Raw genomic sequence first — 17,764 nt, forward strand, 5'->3', positions numbered from 1 at the left:
GAGGTGCGTCCGCACAATCGAATGCGATCACAAGTCGATAAATACAGCGACTTTCCCTAGCGCGTGGCGGGTTTCCAGGGCAGGATGGGGATGGAACCGGTTCCCGAACCCTGGCGGACCGGCGCCCTGGTGCGCGACGGCGCGTGAAACCGAGGGAGGTGTCCGGGTGGGCGGCATCGCCGACGTCGCACGCCTTGCAGGCGTGTCGAAGTCGACGGCCAGTCGTGCCCTCACCGGATCGGGATACGTCTCGGAGCGGACGCGCACGCGCGTCCTGGACGCGGCGGCGTCGCTCGGCTACGTCCCGTCGACGAGCGCGGTGAGCCTCGCGACGGGCCGGACCCAGACCGTCGGCGTCGTCATGCCCTACGTCAACCGGTGGTTCTTCGCCGAGGTTCTCGAGGGCATCCAGCACGCCCTGCTCGAGCGCGGGCTGGATCTCGCGCTGTACGACGCCAAGCCCGGCACGCCGGGGCGTCGCCGCATCTTCGAGCACTTCCTCGCACGCAAGCGGTTCGACGGGCTCATCGCGGTGGGACTCGAGCCCGAGGACGAAGAGCTCGAGCGCATGCTCGCCCTCGACCGGCCTGTCGTGAGCGTCGTCGCGGCGACCTCGGCGACGAGCGTCGTGTCGATCGACGACGGTCATGCGGCGCGACGCGCGACCGAGCACCTCATCGACCTCGGCCACCGCGACATCGTGTTCCTGGGCGGCAGGTCGACGACGCACTGGGCGCACGTCGACCGCCGTCGCATGTCGGGCTATGTCGAGACGATGACGGATGCCGCGCTCTCCGAGCACGTCCGCCATGTGCCGTCGGATGTGACGTGCCCCGGCGGCTACGCGGCGGCGGTCGATCTGCTGGGCGACGCCCGCCGGCGACCGACCGCGATCGTCGGCGTGTGCGACGAGGTCGCGATCGGCGCGATCATCGCGGCACGGCGGCTCGGCATCCGAGTTCCCAGCGAATTGAGCGTCGTGGGCATCGACGACCACGAGTACGCCGAGATGTTCTCGCTCACGACGCTGCGGCAGGTCCCGCGTGAGCAGGGAGCGGCCGCGGTCGCTCTCCTGGAGCGCCACCTTGCCGATCCCGACCTGCCGCCGACGGAGGTGCGCTTGAAGCCGACACTGGTGATGCGCACCTCGACCGCGCATCCGGACTCGCTGCAGTCGGCGATGGCGGTCGACATGCGCGCGACGCCCCGCTAGCGCGGCCGGCCCACGCGTCGCTCCGCGCGGGCATGACGAAGGCCCCCGGGCGAACCCGGGGGCCTTCGTGACGCGTGAAACGCTGAATTACTTCAGGGTGACCGTCGCGCCGGCCTCCTCGAGGGCGGCCTTCGCCTTGTCGGCGGTCTCCTTGTTCGCGCCCTCGAGCACGGGCTTCGGAGCACCGTCGACGACGGCCTTCGCCTCACCGAGGCCGAGCGAGGTGAGCTCGCGGACGACCTTGATGACCTGGATCTTCTTGTCGCCGGCGGCCTCGAGGATGACGTCGAACGAGTCCTTCTCCTCCTCGGCGGCGGCGTCGCCGGAACCACCGGCGGGGGCGCCGGCAGCGGCGACCGCGACGGGCGCGGCGGCGGTGACGTCGAAGGTCTCCTCGAACGCCTTGACGAACTCCGAGAGCTCGATGAGCGTGAGCTCCTTGAACGCGTCGAGCAGCTCCTCGGTGCTGAGCTTAGCCATGATGTTTCTCCTTGATTGGGGTATTCACGCCGGGGCCCGATGTCAGGCCGCGGACTCCTGCTTCGCGCGCAGCGCGTCGACCGTGCGAACGGCCTTCGACGGAAGCGCATTGAAGACGTATGCCGCCTTGGTCAGCGAGGCCTTCATCGCACCGGCGAGCTTCGCCAGCAGGACTTCACGGCTCTCGAGGTCGGCGAGCTTGTTGACCTCGTCCGCGGTCAGGGGGTTCCCGTCGAAGAAACCGCCCTTGATCACGAGAAGAGGGTGTGCCTTGGCGAAGGCGCGCAGACCCTTCGCGACGGAGACCGGGTCACCGTGCACGAAAGCGATGGCCGACGGACCCTTGAGGTCGTCGTCCAGCGACGTGATCCCCGCGTTGTTCGCGGCGATCTTGGTCAGCGTGTTCTTCACCACGGCGTACTCCGCGTCCTGACGGATGCTGTTGCGGAGCTCCTTGAGCTCCTTCACCGTCAGACCGCGGTACTCGGTCAGCAGAACGGCGGTCGAGTTCTCGAAGTGCTTCGTGAGCTCGGCGACCGATGCTTCCTTCTGCGCCATGGCCACTCCTTGTGTGTACGAGACGCTCCGCGGTGGCGGGGCGCCGGGCCGGAGGCATCCGCTCATCTGATCTCGCCCACAATGGAAAAAGCTCCGGCGCAAGCGCACGGAGCTTCGGCCCGGATCATCCAGGAGTTCGTTCGTGACACCTGCGCAGGCCCCTGCATCGCAGAGCTTCGATCGTCATGCGCTTGCGCGCACGTCGATGACCGGCGGTCTTCGGCTCGCATCAGTCTACGGGAGCCGCCCCCGTCTCCCAAATCGAGCCCGCCTCCTCCCTCGCCCCCTCCCTCGCCCCTCCTCTCTCCTCCTCTTCGCCGAGTGCACGACTTGCCGTCGATTGCACGCCCTACCGACGTCCGGAAGTCGTGCACTCGGCACGAAGTCGTGCATTCGGCGAACGGTCAGTGCGGCGGCCGGATGCCGAACGCCGCCAGGCGCGTGGCGAGGCGTGCGGGCGTGTCGATGTGCTCGTCCTCCCAGCGCACGAGCCGACGCCCGCTCGTGCCACGGATCCAGTCCTCGCGCTGCTTCTCCTCGAAGAGGACCTGTTCGAGAGCGACGCCGCGGCGCACGGATTCGTCGAGGTACTTGCTGCGGCCGTCGAACTCGCCGAACGCGCCGACGTCGTCGAGCCCGAAGTCGACGTAATAGAAGCCGCCGTGAGGAGCCGGTACAGCGACCTGAACGGACGGCGCAGCGAACCCGAGGCGGATGAGCTGCAGTCGGCTCACCGATTCACCCGGTGACTCGGAGCGGCCGTCGGTCAACGGCGCGAGGCGTCGGGCTTGACGGATGCCTCTCGCGCCGGTCGCTTCGTCCAGCACCGCCGCGAGGTCCCGCCGCCACCGCTCGGCGCGCTCGGCGTTCCACTCTCGGCCGTTCGACGCGATCTGGCGCTCAGCTGCATCGGCAGCGGTGATCGCAGCCTCCGGCGGAACCGTCCGGAGCAGGTCGAACACCGTTCGTTGCAGCGAGGTGACGCGGATGCCGTCGCGCACCGCGATGTCGCCGGGCCGCAGCGGGGCGACATGGCGCAGGACGTCCGGCCCGCTCGAGATCCGGCGAGGGGACGTCGTCGTCATGTGCACCCGGGACGGGCGGTGCCGGTAGAGCGGAAGCTGCCACAGCACAGCGGCTGACTCGTGCGACATCACCGCCGACCCGCGCGCGTCGCGCGCGACGACGATCACGTGTGCCGAGTGGCGGCCCTCGGGCCATAGCTCTGCCCAGTCGTCGGCATCCATGTACCAGCCGCGGCGGATGAGGCGCAGGCGCTCCGCGCGGACCGCGCCGTCGATACCGCGCTCTGTCCACCCGAGCGCGACAAGGTCGCTCCGGGATCGTATGAGCGGCGTCAGTTCATCGGCCGTGACGGTTCGGGGCACGCTCGACTGTCCAGCATCCGCCTCCTCTTGGCGCGATCGGCGCCGGGGTGCTGGGGAATCTCGGTATGCATGAGCGCCTGGGGAGGACCCACCCACCGCTCGACGCCGACCCCGTACCCCCTCACCGAGTACACGACATCACGTCGAATGCACGAGCGCGCCACGTCGAGATGTCGTGCATTCGACGGGAAGTCGTGCACTCGGCGCAGGACGAGCCCCAGGAGGGGCACCGGCCCGCGGGTCGCACCCGGCAGACGTCCGCCGCCCGGGCTACCCTCGAACGCGTGACCCCCGAACTCGCCGCCCGCATCGTCGCGGACTCCCGCGATCGGGTGGCTTGGGTACGTGCGCGATCGCGCGGCATCACGGCGACGGATGTCGCGGCGCTCACGTCCGAGCGCGCGATCGCCCGCGCGGCCGACGCCAAGCTCGGTCTTTCGGGCACGGGGTTCTCGGGCAACGCGTACACGGCGCACGGGCGGCAGCGCGAACCCGAGATCGCGCGGTGGCTCGCCGCGACGCACGGCATCCTGCCGTCGACGGCTCTCTTCCACGCGGTCGTCGAGAAGCGGCACCTCGCGACGCCCGACGGGCTGGCGGTCGACTCCGCGGGGCGCATCACGCTCGCCGAGATCAAGACGACCAACAAGCCGTGGCGCAGCATCCCGCGCTCGTACCTGCGTCAGGTGTGGTGGCAGCAGCACGTGCTCGGCGCCGAGCGCACGCTCGTCGCTTGGGAGCAGCACGACGGCTTCGTACCCGTCGACGACGAGCCGCGCTGCCAGTGGGTCGATCGCGACGACGCAGAGATCGCGAAGCTCGTTCGCCTCGCGACGGCGCTCATCGACGAGCTGCACCGCAGGCACGTCGCCGCGACGACGCGGAGGGAACAGCGGATGCCGCAGCCTCCCGTTGCTCCGCGCGAGCCGTTCCGCGCCCTCGCCCTCGCCGACTGACCGCGCGGCCGGCGAGTCCCCTTCACCGCAGCGTCGTCACGATGCGCTCTTCCGCGTTCCACACGCGCAGTCCCGTCGCCTCGCCCACCACGTGCCGGTGCGAGATGAGACGCAGCGCCGTCGCAAGCCGCGTCGCGGTGAGGCCGCGAGCGAGCGTCACGTGGGGCGTCCAGCGGTCGGGCAGCGTATTGGAGTACCGCGGCTCGGGCGGGCCGGCGAGGTCCGCGACGGCGAGGTGCACGTCGAGGAGCGCCCGGTTGACGACGATGTGCCTGGTGAGGATGAAGCGGTCGCGGTGGCCCAGCAGCAACGTGCCGCCGAGCTCGAGGGTCACCGGCAGCAGGTCCGCGACACCGGTGAACACCGACGGCTCGAGGTCGTCCCGCACGGCGAGGGTCACGTGCGGTCGGTTGCTCGGCGCCGGGTTGCGGCCCGCGCTCGGCAGGTCGGCCGCGAGCAGGCGGTCCCAGTCCTCGCGCACCGTGCTCTCCGTCTCGGGGTCGAGCACGAGCTCCACGCTGAACACGCGCCCATCCTCTCGCCGCCGCCGCCGCGGCGCACCCTCCGCCGCCGAACACGACCCCTATTGCGACGCCACACGCAGAGGTAAAGGCTGATGCCGAGGCGCACCGGCGCGCCCCGAATCGGCGATGCGGCCGACCCTCGGAAGACCTCGGCCGCGAGGAAGGACGAGGATGTCTGCGAACAGAGCTGTGGCCTACAAGGGGCCCGGAGTCGTCGAAGTCATCGACACGGACTACCCCGAATTCGAGCTCAAGGACGGCCCGGGGGTCAATCCCGCGAACGTCGGCCGGAAGGTGCCGCACGGCGCGATCCTGCGAACCGTCGCGACGAACATCTGCGGCTCGGACCAGCACATGGTGCGCGGGCGCACGACGGCTCCGGTCGGGCTCGTGCTCGGTCATGAGATCACCGGTGAGGTCGTCGAGACAGGCCCCGACGTGGAGTTCATCGAGGTGGGCGACATCGTGTCGGTGCCGTTCAACATCGCGTGCGGCCGCTGTCGCAACTGCAAGGAGGGCAAGACCGGCATCTGCCTGAACGTGAACCCCGACCGCCCCGGCAGCGCGTACGGCTACGTCGACATGGGCGGCTGGGTCGGCGGCCAGGCCGAGTACGTGCTCGTGCCCTACGCGGACTGGAACCTGCTGAAGTTCCCCGATCGCGACCAGGCGCTCGAGAAGATCCTGGACCTCGCGATGCTGTCGGATATCTTCCCGACGGGCTTCCACGGCGCGTACACCGCGGGCGTCAAGCCCGGGTCGACCGTCTACATCGCGGGTGCCGGTCCTGTCGGGCTCGCCGCCGCCGTCGGCGCGCAGCTGCTCGGCGCGGCGGTGGTCATCGTGGGCGATCTCAACTCGGACCGCCTGGCCCAGGCGCGCTCGTTCGGCGCCGAGACCGTCGACGTCTCCAAGGGCGACCCGAAGGACCAGATCGAGCAGATCCTCGGCGTGCCCGAGGTCGACTGCGCGGTCGACGCCGTCGGGTTCGAGGCGCGCGTCCACGGAGCCGACGCGAGTCACGAAGCCCCCGCCGCGGTGCTCAACTCCCTCATGGATCTCACCGCCGCGGGTGGCGCGCTCGGCATCCCGGGTCTGTACGTGACCGGCGATCCGGGCGGCGTCGACGAGGCAGCCAAGGTCGGCTCGCTGTCGCTGCGACTGGGGCTCGGGTGGGCGAAGTCGCTGTCGTTCACGACGGGCCAGTGCCCGGTCATGCGCTACAACCGGCAGCTCATGATGGCGATCCTCTACGACCGCGTGCAGATCGCGAAGGCCGTCAACGCGACCCCGATCCCACTGGAGGACGCGCCGCAGGGCTATGCCGACTTCGACAAGGGGGCCGCCCGCAAGTACGTGCTCAACCCCAACGGCTACATCAAGGCCTGAACCACCCGACACCCACCCGACACCCACGAAAGGAACACCCATGTCCATCACCCTCGAAGACGCCCGGCGCGTGATCGCCGCGGCCGAGAAGCGCGCCGACGAGATCGGCCAGCCCATGAACATCGCCGTCGTCGATGCCGGCGGCAACCTCGTTTCGCACGTGCGCCAGGACGGCGCGTGGATCGGCAGCATCGAGATCTCGATCAGCAAGGCGTGGACCTCGCGCGCGTTCGACATCTCGACGAAGGACCTCGGCGACAACTCGCAGCCGACGCAGCAGTTCTTCGGCATCCACACCACCAACGCGCACGGGCGCGGCGTCGCGATCTTCGCGGGAGGCATCCCCCTCACCCGCGACGGCAAGGTCGTGGGGGCGGTCGGCGCGAGCGGCGGCTCCGGCGAGCAGGACCAGACGGTCGCAGAGGCGGGAGCTGCAGCGCTCTAGAAGACGGAAGGACGGATGCGGCGACCCGCGCAGGCCGCCGCAAACGTCCACGCGCGCAAGAACGGGAATAGTTGACGTAGATCAACGATTGACTATATAGTTGACTTTCGTCAACGATCTTGGCCGTGCCCTTCCGGCGCGGCATCCGTTCCCTCCCGCTTCGAAAAGAGCTTCATGTCGAATCCCTCCCCTGACGCAGCGCCGGGCAGCTCCAAGCCCGCAATGACCCATCGGCAGGTGCTCGAGGCCCTGTCCGGTCTGATCCTCGGCATGTTCGTGTCGATGCTCGCCTCGACGGTCGTCTCGACGTCGCTGCCGGTCATCATCCACGACCTCGACGGTGACCAGGCCGCGTTCACCTGGGTGATCACCGCGACCCTGCTCACGACGGCGATCTCGACGCCGATCTGGGGAAAGCTGGCCGACCTCACCAACCGCAAGGTGCTCTACCAGCTGTCGATCGTGATCTTCGTGCTCGCGACCGCCGCCGCCGGCTTCTCGCAGGATCCCGGCATGCTCATCGCCTTCCGCGCGGTGCAGGGCATCGGCGCGGGCGGTCTCGCGGCACTCAGCCAGGTGCTCATGGCCGACATCATCAGCCCGCGCGAGCGCGGCCGGTACATGGGCCTGTTCGGCGCCGTCATGGCTCTGGCGACCGTGGGCGGTCCGCTCCTGGGCGGTCTCATCACCGACGCGTGGGGCTGGCGCTGGAACTTCTTCGTCGCGCTCCCCGTCGCGGTCGCGGCCCTCATCATCGTGCAGAAGACGCTCCACATCTCGCCGATCGCCCGACGCAAGGTGTCGATCGACTACCTCGGCATCGTGCTGCTGTCGATCGCCGCGGGTCTCCTGCTCATCTGGATCTCGCTCGCCGGCGACTCGTTCGAGTGGTGGAGCACCGAGACGATCCTCATGGTCGGCGGCGCGATCGTCGCGACGGCGCTGTTCATCATCGTCGAGCTGCGCTCGAAGGAGCCTCTCGTTCCGCTCTCGCTCTTCCGGAACCGCACGTTCACGCTCTCGGTGATCGCATCGATCGCGACGGGCATCGCGATGTTCGGCGCATCCGTGTTCCTCAGCCAGTACATGCAGCTCGCACGCGGCGCGTCGCCGACCGAGGCGGGCCTCATGACCATCCCGATGATCGCGGGCCTGCTCATCGCGTCGATGGGCGTCGGCGCGCTCATCACGCGGTACGGCCACTGGAAGCCGTATCTCATCATCGGAGCGCTCTCGCTGATCGCGGGCTCGTACCTGCTGTCGACGATCCACTACGACACGAACTTCGTGCTCGTCTCGGTGTACATGTTCCTGCTCGGCGCCGGCGTCGGCATGACGATGCAGAACCTCGTGCTGGTCGTGCAGAACACCGCCAAGCCGACCGAGATCGGCGTCGCGAGCTCGGGGGTCGCGTTCTTCCGCAGCCTCGGCGGCACGGTCGGCGTGTCGATCATGGGCGCCGCGCTGGCATCCGCCGTCACGGGCCTGTTCGCCGACCGCAAGGACGACGTCGCGACGGCCATCATGTCGCTCGGCGACAAGGCGCAGCACTGGATGGACGTGCTGCAGTCCGGCACCCTCCCCCGCGTCTCCGAGATGCCCGAGGTGCTGCGCATCGTCGTCGAGGACATCTACGCGCAGGGCATCGCCCAGTCGTTCCTCATCGCCGTGCCGTTCGCCGTGATCTCGCTCATCGCGATCGTGTTCCTGCCGAACAAGCCGCTGACCCGAATGACAACGAGCCAGCGGCTCGAAGCCGGCGAGGCCGACCTCGCGACGGTGTCGGTGCCGCAGGGCATGCAGACGCTGGTCGACACGACCGATGACGACACGGGTGCCGCGGCATCCGCCACCCGATCGACGAAGCCGGAGGGCGAGTCGCGATGACCGCGCGCGCCGCCGACCCCGAGGAGCGCACCCTGGCGGTGCGCGTCCTCGAGGCGGAGCTCAGCGACATCGTGAATCGGTTCCGCCGGCAGATCCAGGACGCCGCCGAGCGCATCGAGCCCGGCATGCACCCCGGGGCGTACAAGGTGTTCGTGCGCATCGCGCGGGACGAGCCGATCACGGTGTCGGCGCTGTCCGAGGCGCTCACGCTCGACAAGGGACTCACGAGCCGCACGGTGGCGTGGCTCGAAAACGTCGGGCTCGTCGAGCGCACGCCCGATCCGAACGACCGCCGTTCGTCGCTGCTGTCGCTCACCGACGAAGGTCGCCGGCGCCTCGAGCAGTCGCGAAGCCCTGAGCGCAGCGACCTCGCGGAGGCGCTCCGCTTGTGGAGTGTCGACGACGTGCGCCGCTTCGCGGTACTGCTGCACGCCTTCGGCCTGGCCGAAGAGCCGGGTGAGTTCGACGAGCTGGAGTCGACGCGACGCCTGCTCGAGAAGTGACGGATGGGGTTCGCGTGACGGGTGTTTCTCGCCGCGGTAGCACTCGTGTAACACGCCCGAGACATACGAGGAGTTGACTGGGCGGAGCGGGAACGATGTGTGCCGCACTCTCAACGGAAGGAGCGACCGATGAGATTCCGGCCATTGCGAACCGCCTCGGTCCCGGGTGCCCCTCCCCTGCCTGTCCCCGACCCGCCCGAGGTCATGCGCGCCGTGTTGTACGACGCGCCCGGTCCGGCCGACGCGCTGCGCGTCGCATCCGCCCCTGTTCCCACTCCCGTCCTGAGTGAGCTTCTCGTGCGCGTCGTCGCGGCGGGAGTGAACCCCATCGACGCGAAGACACGCGCCGGCAAGGGAGCCACGTCGGCGATCGAGGGCTACCCGGCGATCCTCGGCTACGACTTCAGCGGGGTCGTCGTGAAGTCGCCGTACGAGTCGCACCCGCTGCAGCCGGGCGCGGAGGTGTTCGGCATGACGGCGTTCCCCCGCACGACCGGCACGTACGCGGAGTACGCCGTCGTCCCGGCGCTGTCGGTCGCGCGCAAGCCTCCTTCGCTGTCGCACGTCGAGGCGGCGGGCGTACCGCTCGCGGCGCTGACCGCATGGGGCCTCATCGTCGAAACGGCGCATGCGCATGAGGGCCAGCGCATCCTCATCCACGCCGGGAGCGGCGGCGTCGGGCACTTCGCCGTGCAGTTCGCGGCGTACTTCGGAGCGCACGTGACGGCGACCGGGTCGGGACGCAACGCGGCGTGGCTGCGTGAGCTCGGGGCATCCGTCGTCGTCGACTACACGACCACCCGCTTCGAAGACGTCGTCGGCGACGTCGATGTGGTGATCGACCTCGTCGGCAATGTGCACGACGACACGGGCACGCGCTCGCTGACCGTGCTGCGCCCGGGCGGCCTGTACGTCATGGTGCCGACCGGCGCGTGGCCCGGCTATGCCGAAGCCGCCGCCGAAGCGGGCGTGCGCGCGACGTCGTACAAGGTCGTGCCCGACGGGGTCGCGCTCGCCACGATCGCGCGGCTGCTGGAGTCCGGCGCGGTGCAGGTCTACGTCGACCGGGTGTTCGATCTCGCGGATGCCGCGGACGCCCACACCGAGCTGGAGCGCGGTCACACGCGGGGCAAGGTCGTGCTGCGCATCAGCGACGACTGAGCGTCCGCGCTCGCTCAGCAGGTCGGGTTCACGGCCCCAGCACACGCCTCCCCTCCGCCACGATCTCGTCCGCGACCGCGTCGAGCAGCGGCGAGCGCAGATTCCACTGCTGCCAGTGCAGCGCGACGTCGATCGGCGGGCCGCCGAGCGGAACAAGCGCGCCCGAGTCGAGCGCGTCGGCCGACTGGAACCGCGGCAGCAGTCCCCATCCGAGCCCGAGCTTGATCGCGGTGGCGAAGTCGTTCGACGCCGGCACGTAGTGACGGGGCGGGGCGGAGGCGTCGACACCGCGCGCCGTGAGCCACTGCGACTGGAGATCGTCGCGGCGGTCGAACTCCACGACCGGCGCGACCGCGAGCGCGCCGGCCTCGACGCCGTCGGGGAGCCAGCGCGCGAGGTACTCGGGGGTTGCGACGGCCTCGTACCGCATGGTGCCGAGGTTGCTGACGCGGCATCCGGCGACCGGCGTCGCACGCGAGGTGACGGCTCCCATGACGGTCCCCGACTCGAGGAGGCCGGCCGTGAAGTCCTGGTCATCGCGATGCAGCTCGAACACGACGGGCAGCCGCGCGCTCAACCGCGCGAGCGGGGGCAGGAACCATGTCGCGAGCGAGTCGGCGTTGACCGCGAGCGGCACCGACACGAGCGCGCGCGAGCCCTCGTCGCCCACGCCGAGCTCGGCGAGCACATCGTGTTCGAGCAGGGCGAGCTGGCGCGCGAGGCGCACGACGGCGGCTCCGGCATCCGTCGCCCTCACCGGCTTCGAACGCACGAGGACGGTGCGACCGAGCTGCTCCTCGAGGGTCTTGATGCGCTGGCTCACCGCGGACGGAGTGATGTGCAGGCGGCGCGCGGCAGCATCGAGCGTCCCCTCGTCGACGGCGACGGCGACGGTCTCGGCGAGCTCAGGCGAGATCCTCACGTAAGCCATGCTAATGGTCCTGAAGAATACTGAGCTGGTCTTCGCCTTCGGTGATGCCTAACGTCGGAGGCGTGATCCCTTCCGCCCTCGCGGGATTCGGCCTCGGCCTCTCGCTCATCGTCGCCATCGGCGCGCAGAACATCTTCGTGCTGCGTCAGGGCCTTCGCCGCGAGCACGTGCTCGTCGTCGCGGCGATCTGCGCGGCATCCGACGCCGTCCTCATCGCCCTCGGCGTCTCGGGCATCGGTCTCGTGCTGCTCGCGGTGCCGTGGATCGTCGACGTCGTCCGCTGGGCAGGCGCCCTCTTCCTCACGGGGTACGGGATCCTCGCGCTGCGGCGCGCGCTCACGCCGGGCGGTCAGGTGCTCGACGCACGAGCAGAGACGGATGCCGCCGCCGAACCCGCGGCATCCGGAACGTCCCCCGCCGCCACCGCCACGAAGCGCCGCACGCGGCTCGTTCCGGTGATCCTCACGTGCCTCGCGCTCACGTGGCTCAACCCGCACGTGTACCTCGATACGGTGTTCCTGCTCGGGTCGGTCGCCAACACGCACGGCGACGCACGGTGGGTGTTCGCCGTCGGGGCGATGGCCGCGAGCGTGCTGTGGTTCTTCGGCCTCGCGCTCGGCGCGCGCTTCCTCAGCCGGTGGCTGTCGACGCCGCGCGCGTGGCGGATCCTCGACGGAGTGATCGCGGTCGTGATGTTCGCGATCGCGGTCAGCCTCGTGCTGCCTTCCTGAGCGACGGGTCCTCGATCTCGGCGCGCCGGGCCTCGACGATCGCGCGGATCGTGTCGTCGGGCAGCGGATCCTCGGGCTGGAACCGGATCGTCCCCTTGTCGTGCTCGATCCCCTCGAGCGCGGGCGCGATGCGCGCGGGCACGAGTCCGCTGAAGGGATAGACGCCGATGTGCTTCTTCGTGCGCATCACCGCGATGAGCGCCTTGCCCCGGTAGAGCAGCGCGGGCATGCCGTAGCTCGTGCCCTGCTCGACGTCGGGGATCGTCTCGCGCGCGACGTCGAACACGTGTGCGATGACCTCGCGGTCGGTCGGGTCGAGCGAGGCGAGATAGTCGTCGACAGTGCCCATGCCGGCATCATCGCACCCCGCCGGCCTCGTGCCCAGGGGCCGCGTCACGGCACGATGGAGGCATGAAGCGCGTGCACGTGGTCGTCCGGGGAGAGGTCCAGGGCGTCGGCTATCGCTACACGATGCGCATGGTGGCGCGCGATGCGGGGGTGAGCGGGTGGGTGCGAAACCGCCGCGACGGGAGCGTCGAGGCCGAGATCGAGGGCACCCCCGAGCAGGTCGACGAAGTGGTCGCGTGGATGGCCGAAGGACCGCCCGGCTCGCACGTGCGCGAGGCGAACGTGACGGATGCCGCACCCACCGGCTCGCGCGGGTTCGACGTTCTTCCGACCGAGTGATCCCGCGGGCGAGCGTCAGCCGGGCACGCCCGCGAGCAGCTCGGCGAACACCTCGGCCGCCGTGTCCCGCCGCGCGAGCGGCGCCGACTGCCCCGCCCACAGCGACACGAGATCGCCGATGTCGCGGCGCCCCGCCTCAGCGCGGAACTGCCCGCTGAGCCAGTTCTGCGCGGGGAACGGGAGGACCTCCGCATCCTCCAGCATCCGCATGGCCCGGTTCGGGATGCCGCGCGCGAGCCGCCCGCTCATCGCCCGCGTGAGCACGGTGGTCGTGTCGGTTGCCTCGGCGATCGCCCGCCGGTGCGACGGCGGCGCCGCGGACTCCTCGGTGCGCAGGAAGGCGGTGCCCACCTGCACACCCGACGCGCCGAGCGCGAAGGCCGCCGCGACGCCACGCCGGTCGGCGATGCCGCCCGCCGCGATGACGGGAACGCGCACGGCGTCCACCACCTGGGGCACGAGGGCGAACGTGCCGACGAGGGACTCCTCCGCCGGGGCGAGGAACGACACGCGGTGCCCCGCCGCTTCGGCGCCTGTTGCGACGATCGCGTCCACGCCCGCTTCGTCGAGGGCGACGGCCTCGGCGACGGTGGTGGCGGTGCCGATGAGACGGATGCCGCGCTCCCGCGCCGCCTCGACGAACCGCGCATCCGGTACGCCGTACACGACGCTCAGCACAGCCGGAGCGGCATCGAGCACCGCCTCGAGCTGCGCCTCGAGCTCGGGCAGGAAGGCGGCGGGCGGATTCGGCAGCGGCAGGCCGAGCTCCTCGAACAGCGGCGCGAGCTCGGCGATGCGCGGCCCGAGGTCGACCTCGGCCGGGGCCACCTCATCTCCCGTGGTGAGCCACACGTTCACCGCGAACGGCCGTGCTGTGCGCTCGCGCAGCGCCGCGATCGTGTCGCGGATGCGCTCGGGGGTGTATCCGTACAGCCCGTGCGAGCCGAGCCCGCCGAGCTCGCTCACCGCCGCCGTGAGCTCGATCGACGAGAGCCCGCCGAACGGCCCGAGGACGATCGGGGCGTCGATTCCGAGGGTGTCGCGAAGGTCCGTCACGATTCGACGGTAGTGCGGATGCGGCATCCGCCGGCTCTTCGTTACGGCGCCCGGCCGGCTCAGAACCCTTCCGGCATCCGCGGCGCGTACGGCGCCTCGAGCCGCGCGATCTCGTCGTCGGTGAGCTCGAGATCGACCGCGGCGATCGCCTCGTCGAGGTGGTGCGGCTTCGTCGCGCCGATGATCGGCGCGGACACGGCCGGCTTGGAGAGCACCCACGCGAGCGCGACCTGCGCCCGGGAGACTCCGCGTTCGCCAGCGATCGCGCCGACGGCGTCGATGATCGCGCGGTCGGACTCCTCCTGCTGGTGGTAGAGCGTGTTGCCGAAGTCGTCGGTCGCGGTGCGCGCCGTCTCGGTGCCCCATTCGCGCGTGAGGCGGCCGCGTGCCAGCGGGCTCCACGGGATGACGCCGACGCCCTGATCCAGACACAGCGGGTGCATCTCCCGCTCCTCCTCGCGCATGAGGAGGTTGTACTGGTCCTGCATCGACACGAAGCGCGTCCACCCGTGGAGGTCGGCGGTGTGCTGCAGCTTCGCGAACTGCCACGCGTACATCGACGACGCCCCGATGTAGCGGACCTTGCCCGCGCGCACGAGGTCGTGGAGCGCCTCCATGATCTCCTCCATCGGAACCGCGGGGTCGAGGCGGTGGATCTGGTAGAGGTCGATGTAGTCCGTGCCGAGGCGGCGGAGCGAGGCATCCGCCTGCGCCATGATCGCGGCACGCGAGAGGCCCGAGTCCTTGGGACCCGGGCCCATGCGCATCGCGACCTTCGTCGCGATGACGACGTCGTCGCGCGACGCGAACTCGCGCAGCAGCTGTCCGGTGATCTCCTCGCTGCTGCCGAGCGAGTAGACGTTCGCGGTGTCGAACGTCGTGATCCCCGCCTCGATCGCCCGGCGGAAAAATGCGCGCGCGTCGTCGATCCCCATCGACCACGCGTGCGCACCCCGGTTCGGGTCGCCGTAGCTCATGCATCCGAGGATGATCCTCGAGATCGGGAGACCGGACGAGCCGAGGCGCGTGTGCTTCATGGCTGGTGTGACCCTTCGTCGACGTGCCGCGCGGGGCGCGGGATTCCCCATTCTGCCGCTCCCCGGCGGCACGTCGACGAGGGGTTTTCACTCAGCAGGCAGTCCGAGCGCGTGGCGGCCGAGGGCGGAGAGCGTCGCCTCCGGCGTGAGCGGGTGGAACGCCGCGGCGCGGATGTCGCGGTACGCGCGCTCGATGACCGAGCCGCGGAAGAACGCGGGCCCGCCGACGACCTGCATGGCGAGGTCGCACACCTCGACGCCCGTGCGGGCGACGACGCTCTTGGCCGTCATGACCGCGAGGAACGAGTCGTACGACGGCGCGGGGTCGTCGCCGATCCTCGCGAGCGCCCCGTCGAGGGCCCACTCCGCGACCTGCAGGCGCTCCCGCATGACGCCGACCGCGCGCTGCACCGACGGGTCGTCCGCGCGACGCTCCGCGTGGCGGAGTGCATCGGCGTAGGCGGACTCGGCCACGCCGAGGTACGCGCCCGCGATGATCGTGAACGCGATGCTCGCGATCACCTGCAGCGGACCGTCGACGACGCCGTGCGGCCGGTCGGCGAGCACCCGCTCGGCCGGCACGAACACGTCGGTCAGCACGACGTCGTCGCTCGCGGTGCCGCGCATGCCGAGCGTGTCCCAGTTGTGGTCGCGTTCGACGCCCTCCGACGCGAACGGCACGGTCGTGTTGAGCACGCGCAGCCCGCGCTCCGGGTCGTCGTACGTGAACATGGTCGACATGACGGCGCCCACGGGACCCTGGCTCACGAACCGCTTGCGCCCGTTGACGACGTAGCCGCCGTCGACGGCCACGGCTTCGCCGGACGGATGCGTGAAGTCGCCGCCCCCCGTCGACACGAGCACGATCTGCTCATCCGCGACCCGGCGAAGGCTCGCTTCGGCGCCCGGAAGCCCGCGGCGGTACCGCCACGCCGTGAAGGCCGTCAGGTGCTGGTGCATCGCGCTCGCGAGGGCGGTGGACCCGCAGTGGTGGGCGAGCTCGCGCTGCAGCGCGGCCAGTTCGCGGATCGTTGCGCCGTCGCCGCCCAGCTCGATCGGAACGGCGGCTCGCAACAGCCCCGCCGAACGGAGCGCGTCATACGCCTCGGTGACGAAGGTCGCGTCCCGGTCGTGCCGCTCGGCGTGCTCGGCCAGGATCGGGCCGATCTCCTTCGCGCGGTCGAGGACGGAGGTGGTGGTGAGTGTGGTGCCATCGGTTGTGGTCATGCCCACAGACTCCGCTCGGAGCGGAGCCGCCTCCAGTACACGATCGTGACCGATCCGGTACAGATTCAGGACTACACGCGCGGCTCGCGGAGAGTCACCATGGTGACATGGCGGATTACGGCCAATATTGCCCGGTCGCGATGGCGAGCGAGGTCATCGCCGACCGATGGACTCCCCTCATCGTGCGCGAGCTCGTGCTCGGCAGCACGCGCTTCAACGAAATCGCCCGCGCCATGCCCGGGATCTCGCGGTCGCTGCTCGTGCAGCGCCTGCGTCACCTCGAGCGCAACGGCGTGCTTCAGACGTGGCCGTCGCCCTCGGGTCACGGCCGCGAGTACCACCTCACCCCTGCGGGCCGCGACCTCGAGCGCGTCATCGACAGCCTCGGGCGCTGGGCCATCGAGTGGCTCTTCGACGACTTCGAACCCGAGACCGTCGAGGCGACGACGCTCATGTGGTGGATGCATCGGCGGGTCGACCCCGAGAGGTTCCCGCCCGTGCGCACCGTCATCGAGTGGCGACACACCGCGCCCGATCCGCAGACGATCTGGTTCGTGCTGGAGCGCGGCGCCGTGTCGGTGTGCATCCAGCATCCGGGCTACGAAGTCGACCTCGTCGTGACCATGACGACTCCCGACCTGGCATCCGTGTTCCAGGGCTATCGGCGTTGGAAGGAGGCCGTCGACGCGGGGCTCATCACGGTCGACGGCCCACCGCGGCTCGCCGCGGCGGTGCCGAAGTGGTTCCTGTGGAGCCCGTGGGCGGAGCAGACGCGCGAGCGCGCGCGGCGCGCGGAAGCGTCGGCCGGTCGACGCGCGAGCTGACCGGGGCGACGCGAAAGGGCCCCGCCGGATGGCGGGGCCCTTCGTGAATGCGACGTCGATGCGTCAGATGGAGTTGACGTCCAGCGGGATGCCGGGGCCGAACGTGGTCGACACGGCACCCTTCTGGATGTAACGACCCTTCGAGCTCGACGGCTTGAGACGCACGATCTCCTCGAGCGCGGCGTTGAGGTTCTCGTTCAGCTGCTCGGCCGTGAACGAGGCCTTGCCGACGACGAAGTGCACGTTGGCGTGCTTGTCGACGCGGAACTCGATCTTGCCGCCCTTGATCTCCTCCACGGCCTTGGCCGGGTTGGGGGTCACGGTGCCGGTCTTCGGGTTCGGCATGAGGCCGCGGGGACCGAGGACCTTGCCGAGACGACCGACCTGGCCCATGAGCTCGGGCGTGGCGACGGCCGCGTCGAAGTCGGTCCACCCACCGGCGACCTTCTCGATGAGCTCGGCGCCGCCGACCTCGTCGGCACCCGCGGCGATCGCGGCCTCAGCGGCCGGGCCGGTCGCGAACACGATGACGCGCGCGGTCTTGCCGGTGCCGTGCGGGAGCATGACGGTGCCGCGCACCATCTGGTCGGCCTTGCGGGGGTCGACCGAGAGCTTGAGCGCGACCTCGACGGTCGAGTCGAACTTCTTCGAGCCGGTCTCCTTCGCGAGGGCGACGGCCTCGGCGGGCGAGTAGAGCTTGGTGCGGTCGATCTTCGCGACCGCTGCCTCGTAAGCCTTGGACTTGGTAGCCATGTTCTTTACTCCCC

Annotated in this window: 20 protein-coding genes; 10 read left to right on the forward strand and 10 right to left on the reverse strand. The window is 70.2% G+C overall.

The window, feature by feature from the left end; translation table 11 throughout:
* Positions 1-166 precede the first annotated feature (166 nt).
* The gene (locus tag VFF97_RS02885; protein WP_325031989.1) at positions 167-1,213 is read left to right on the forward strand and encodes a LacI family DNA-binding transcriptional regulator; all 1,047 of its coding nucleotides are present in this window, start codon (positions 167-169) and stop codon (positions 1,211-1,213) included.
* A gap of 87 nt (positions 1,214-1,300) precedes the next feature.
* Here VFF97_RS02885 and rplL read toward each other — a convergent pair whose 3' ends face one another.
* The 3 genes from rplL to VFF97_RS02900 all read right to left on the reverse strand — a co-directional run bounded on the left by rplL (position 1,301) and on the right by VFF97_RS02900 (position 3,639).
* Positions 1,301-1,693 (reverse strand): 50S ribosomal protein L7/L12, encoded by a 393-nt coding sequence (rplL, locus tag VFF97_RS02890; protein ID WP_325031990.1) that lies wholly within the window; start codon positions 1,691-1,693, stop codon positions 1,301-1,303.
* Positions 1,694-1,735: 42 nt separating this feature from the next.
* The gene (gene rplJ, locus VFF97_RS02895; protein ID WP_325031991.1) at positions 1,736-2,251 is read right to left on the reverse strand and encodes a 50S ribosomal protein L10; all 516 of its coding nucleotides are present in this window, start codon (positions 2,249-2,251) and stop codon (positions 1,736-1,738) included.
* Positions 2,252-2,655: 404 nt separating this feature from the next.
* Positions 2,656-3,639 carry a hypothetical protein gene (locus tag VFF97_RS02900; RefSeq protein ID WP_325031992.1) on the reverse strand — a complete coding sequence of 328 codons (984 nt, stop codon included), beginning with the start codon at positions 3,637-3,639 and terminating at the stop codon, positions 2,656-2,658.
* Positions 3,640-3,923: 284 nt separating this feature from the next.
* Between VFF97_RS02900 and VFF97_RS02905 the strand changes: the two genes are divergently transcribed.
* Entirely contained in the window at positions 3,924-4,595 is a 672-nt protein-coding gene (locus tag VFF97_RS02905) for a YqaJ viral recombinase family protein (RefSeq protein ID WP_325031993.1), read from the forward strand.
* A gap of 22 nt (positions 4,596-4,617) precedes the next feature.
* On the opposite strand, the gene VFF97_RS02910 is transcribed toward VFF97_RS02905, so the two are convergent.
* Positions 4,618-5,121 carry a 2'-5' RNA ligase family protein gene (locus VFF97_RS02910; RefSeq protein WP_325031994.1) on the reverse strand — a complete coding sequence of 168 codons (504 nt, stop codon included), beginning with the start codon at positions 5,119-5,121 and terminating at the stop codon, positions 4,618-4,620.
* Positions 5,122-5,290: 169 nt separating this feature from the next.
* On the opposite strand from VFF97_RS02910, the gene fdhA reads away from it, so the two are divergent.
* From fdhA to VFF97_RS02935, 5 genes are all read left to right on the forward strand, one after another.
* Positions 5,291-6,508 carry a formaldehyde dehydrogenase, glutathione-independent gene (gene fdhA, locus VFF97_RS02915; protein ID WP_325031995.1) on the forward strand — a complete coding sequence of 406 codons (1,218 nt, stop codon included), beginning with the start codon at positions 5,291-5,293 and terminating at the stop codon, positions 6,506-6,508.
* A gap of 40 nt (positions 6,509-6,548) precedes the next feature.
* On the forward strand, positions 6,549-6,953 hold the full coding sequence (locus VFF97_RS02920; protein WP_325031996.1) for a heme-binding protein: 405 nt from the start codon (positions 6,549-6,551) through the stop codon (positions 6,951-6,953).
* A 222-nt stretch (positions 6,954-7,175) separates the two neighbouring features.
* Positions 7,176-8,840 carry an MDR family MFS transporter gene (locus VFF97_RS02925; RefSeq protein ID WP_325031997.1) on the forward strand — a complete coding sequence of 555 codons (1,665 nt, stop codon included), beginning with the start codon at positions 7,176-7,178 and terminating at the stop codon, positions 8,838-8,840.
* Positions 8,837-9,343, forward strand: coding sequence for a MarR family winged helix-turn-helix transcriptional regulator (locus VFF97_RS02930; protein WP_325031998.1), 507 nt, complete (start codon positions 8,837-8,839; stop codon positions 9,341-9,343). Before VFF97_RS02925 ends, VFF97_RS02930 begins: the two co-directional genes overlap by 4 nt.
* A gap of 129 nt (positions 9,344-9,472) precedes the next feature.
* Positions 9,473-10,504 (forward strand): NADP-dependent oxidoreductase, encoded by a 1,032-nt coding sequence (locus VFF97_RS02935; RefSeq protein WP_325031999.1) that lies wholly within the window; start codon positions 9,473-9,475, stop codon positions 10,502-10,504.
* A 28-nt stretch (positions 10,505-10,532) separates the two neighbouring features.
* Here the strand turns inward: VFF97_RS02935 and VFF97_RS02940 are convergent, their stop codons facing one another.
* The gene (locus VFF97_RS02940; protein WP_325032000.1) at positions 10,533-11,435 is read right to left on the reverse strand and encodes a LysR family transcriptional regulator ArgP; all 903 of its coding nucleotides are present in this window, start codon (positions 11,433-11,435) and stop codon (positions 10,533-10,535) included.
* A gap of 44 nt (positions 11,436-11,479) precedes the next feature.
* Here VFF97_RS02940 and VFF97_RS02945 point away from each other — a divergent pair, with 44 nt between their 5' ends.
* The gene (locus VFF97_RS02945) at positions 11,480-12,166 is read left to right on the forward strand and encodes a LysE/ArgO family amino acid transporter (protein WP_414684214.1); all 687 of its coding nucleotides are present in this window, start codon (positions 11,480-11,482) and stop codon (positions 12,164-12,166) included.
* On the opposite strand, the gene VFF97_RS02950 is transcribed toward VFF97_RS02945, so the two are convergent.
* Positions 12,144-12,515, reverse strand: coding sequence for a DUF1801 domain-containing protein (locus tag VFF97_RS02950; RefSeq protein WP_325032001.1), 372 nt, complete (start codon positions 12,513-12,515; stop codon positions 12,144-12,146). The two genes, VFF97_RS02945 and VFF97_RS02950, sit on opposite strands and share 23 nt — an antisense overlap.
* A 62-nt stretch (positions 12,516-12,577) precedes the next feature.
* Here VFF97_RS02950 and VFF97_RS02955 point away from each other — a divergent pair, with 62 nt between their 5' ends.
* On the forward strand, positions 12,578-12,853 hold the full coding sequence (locus VFF97_RS02955) for an acylphosphatase (RefSeq protein ID WP_325032002.1): 276 nt from the start codon (positions 12,578-12,580) through the stop codon (positions 12,851-12,853).
* A gap of 15 nt (positions 12,854-12,868) precedes the next feature.
* On the opposite strand, the gene VFF97_RS02960 is transcribed toward VFF97_RS02955, so the two are convergent.
* The 3 genes from VFF97_RS02960 to VFF97_RS02970 form a co-directional block, all read right to left on the reverse strand.
* Positions 12,869-13,936: a nitronate monooxygenase gene (locus VFF97_RS02960; RefSeq protein ID WP_325032003.1), complete on the reverse strand. Its 1,068-nt coding sequence runs from the start codon at positions 13,934-13,936 to the stop codon at positions 12,869-12,871.
* Positions 13,937-13,968: 32 nt separating this feature from the next.
* Positions 13,969-14,946: an aldo/keto reductase gene (locus VFF97_RS02965; protein ID WP_325032004.1), complete on the reverse strand. Its 978-nt coding sequence runs from the start codon at positions 14,944-14,946 to the stop codon at positions 13,969-13,971.
* Between the two features lie 87 nt (positions 14,947-15,033).
* Positions 15,034-16,173 carry an acyl-CoA dehydrogenase family protein gene (locus VFF97_RS02970; RefSeq protein ID WP_325032005.1) on the reverse strand — a complete coding sequence of 380 codons (1,140 nt, stop codon included), beginning with the start codon at positions 16,171-16,173 and terminating at the stop codon, positions 15,034-15,036.
* 107 nt (positions 16,174-16,280) lie between these two features.
* On the opposite strand from VFF97_RS02970, the gene VFF97_RS02975 reads away from it, so the two are divergent.
* A complete protein-coding gene (locus VFF97_RS02975; protein WP_325032006.1) occupies positions 16,281-16,997 on the forward strand; it encodes a winged helix-turn-helix transcriptional regulator in 717 nt (238 codons plus the stop codon).
* Between the two features lie 63 nt (positions 16,998-17,060).
* On the opposite strand, the gene rplA is transcribed toward VFF97_RS02975, so the two are convergent.
* Positions 17,061-17,750 carry a 50S ribosomal protein L1 gene (gene rplA / locus VFF97_RS02980; RefSeq protein WP_325032007.1) on the reverse strand — a complete coding sequence of 230 codons (690 nt, stop codon included), beginning with the start codon at positions 17,748-17,750 and terminating at the stop codon, positions 17,061-17,063.
* Positions 17,751-17,764: the final 14 nt, after the last annotated feature.

The organism is Microbacterium sp. (assembly GCF_035687345.1).
Classification (GTDB): Bacteria; Actinomycetota; Actinomycetes; order Actinomycetales; family Microbacteriaceae; genus Microbacterium.

What these genes read in the sequence shown, in the direction of transcription:
- rplL (WP_325031990.1), bottom strand. Translation starts at nt 1,693, where the DNA reads ATGGCTAAGCTCAGCACCGAGGAGCTGCTCGACGCGTTCAAGGAGCTC.
- rplJ (WP_325031991.1), bottom strand. Translation starts at nt 2,251, where the DNA reads ATGGCGCAGAAGGAAGCATCGGTCGCCGAGCTCACGAAGCACTTCGAG.
- fdhA (WP_325031995.1), top strand. Translation starts at nt 5,291, where the DNA reads ATGTCTGCGAACAGAGCTGTGGCCTACAAGGGGCCCGGAGTCGTCGAA.
- VFF97_RS02920 (WP_325031996.1), top strand. Translation starts at nt 6,549, where the DNA reads ATGTCCATCACCCTCGAAGACGCCCGGCGCGTGATCGCCGCGGCCGAG.
- VFF97_RS02925 (WP_325031997.1), top strand. Translation starts at nt 7,176, where the DNA reads ATGACCCATCGGCAGGTGCTCGAGGCCCTGTCCGGTCTGATCCTCGGC.
- VFF97_RS02930 (WP_325031998.1), top strand. Translation starts at nt 8,837, where the DNA reads ATGACCGCGCGCGCCGCCGACCCCGAGGAGCGCACCCTGGCGGTGCGC.
- VFF97_RS02935 (WP_325031999.1), top strand. Translation starts at nt 9,473, where the DNA reads ATGAGATTCCGGCCATTGCGAACCGCCTCGGTCCCGGGTGCCCCTCCC.
- VFF97_RS02940 (WP_325032000.1), bottom strand. Translation starts at nt 11,435, where the DNA reads ATGGCTTACGTGAGGATCTCGCCTGAGCTCGCCGAGACCGTCGCCGTC.
- VFF97_RS02945 (WP_414684214.1), top strand. Translation starts at nt 11,480, where the DNA reads ATGCCTAACGTCGGAGGCGTGATCCCTTCCGCCCTCGCGGGATTCGGC.
- VFF97_RS02950 (WP_325032001.1), bottom strand. Translation starts at nt 12,515, where the DNA reads ATGGGCACTGTCGACGACTATCTCGCCTCGCTCGACCCGACCGACCGC.
- VFF97_RS02955 (WP_325032002.1), top strand. Translation starts at nt 12,578, where the DNA reads ATGAAGCGCGTGCACGTGGTCGTCCGGGGAGAGGTCCAGGGCGTCGGC.
- VFF97_RS02960 (WP_325032003.1), bottom strand. Translation starts at nt 13,936, where the DNA reads ATGCCGCATCCGCACTACCGTCGAATCGTGACGGACCTTCGCGACACC.
- VFF97_RS02965 (WP_325032004.1), bottom strand. Translation starts at nt 14,946, where the DNA reads ATGAAGCACACGCGCCTCGGCTCGTCCGGTCTCCCGATCTCGAGGATC.
- VFF97_RS02970 (WP_325032005.1), bottom strand. Translation starts at nt 16,173, where the DNA reads ATGACCACAACCGATGGCACCACACTCACCACCACCTCCGTCCTCGAC.
- VFF97_RS02975 (WP_325032006.1), top strand. Translation starts at nt 16,281, where the DNA reads ATGGCGGATTACGGCCAATATTGCCCGGTCGCGATGGCGAGCGAGGTC.
- rplA (WP_325032007.1), bottom strand. Translation starts at nt 17,750, where the DNA reads ATGGCTACCAAGTCCAAGGCTTACGAGGCAGCGGTCGCGAAGATCGAC.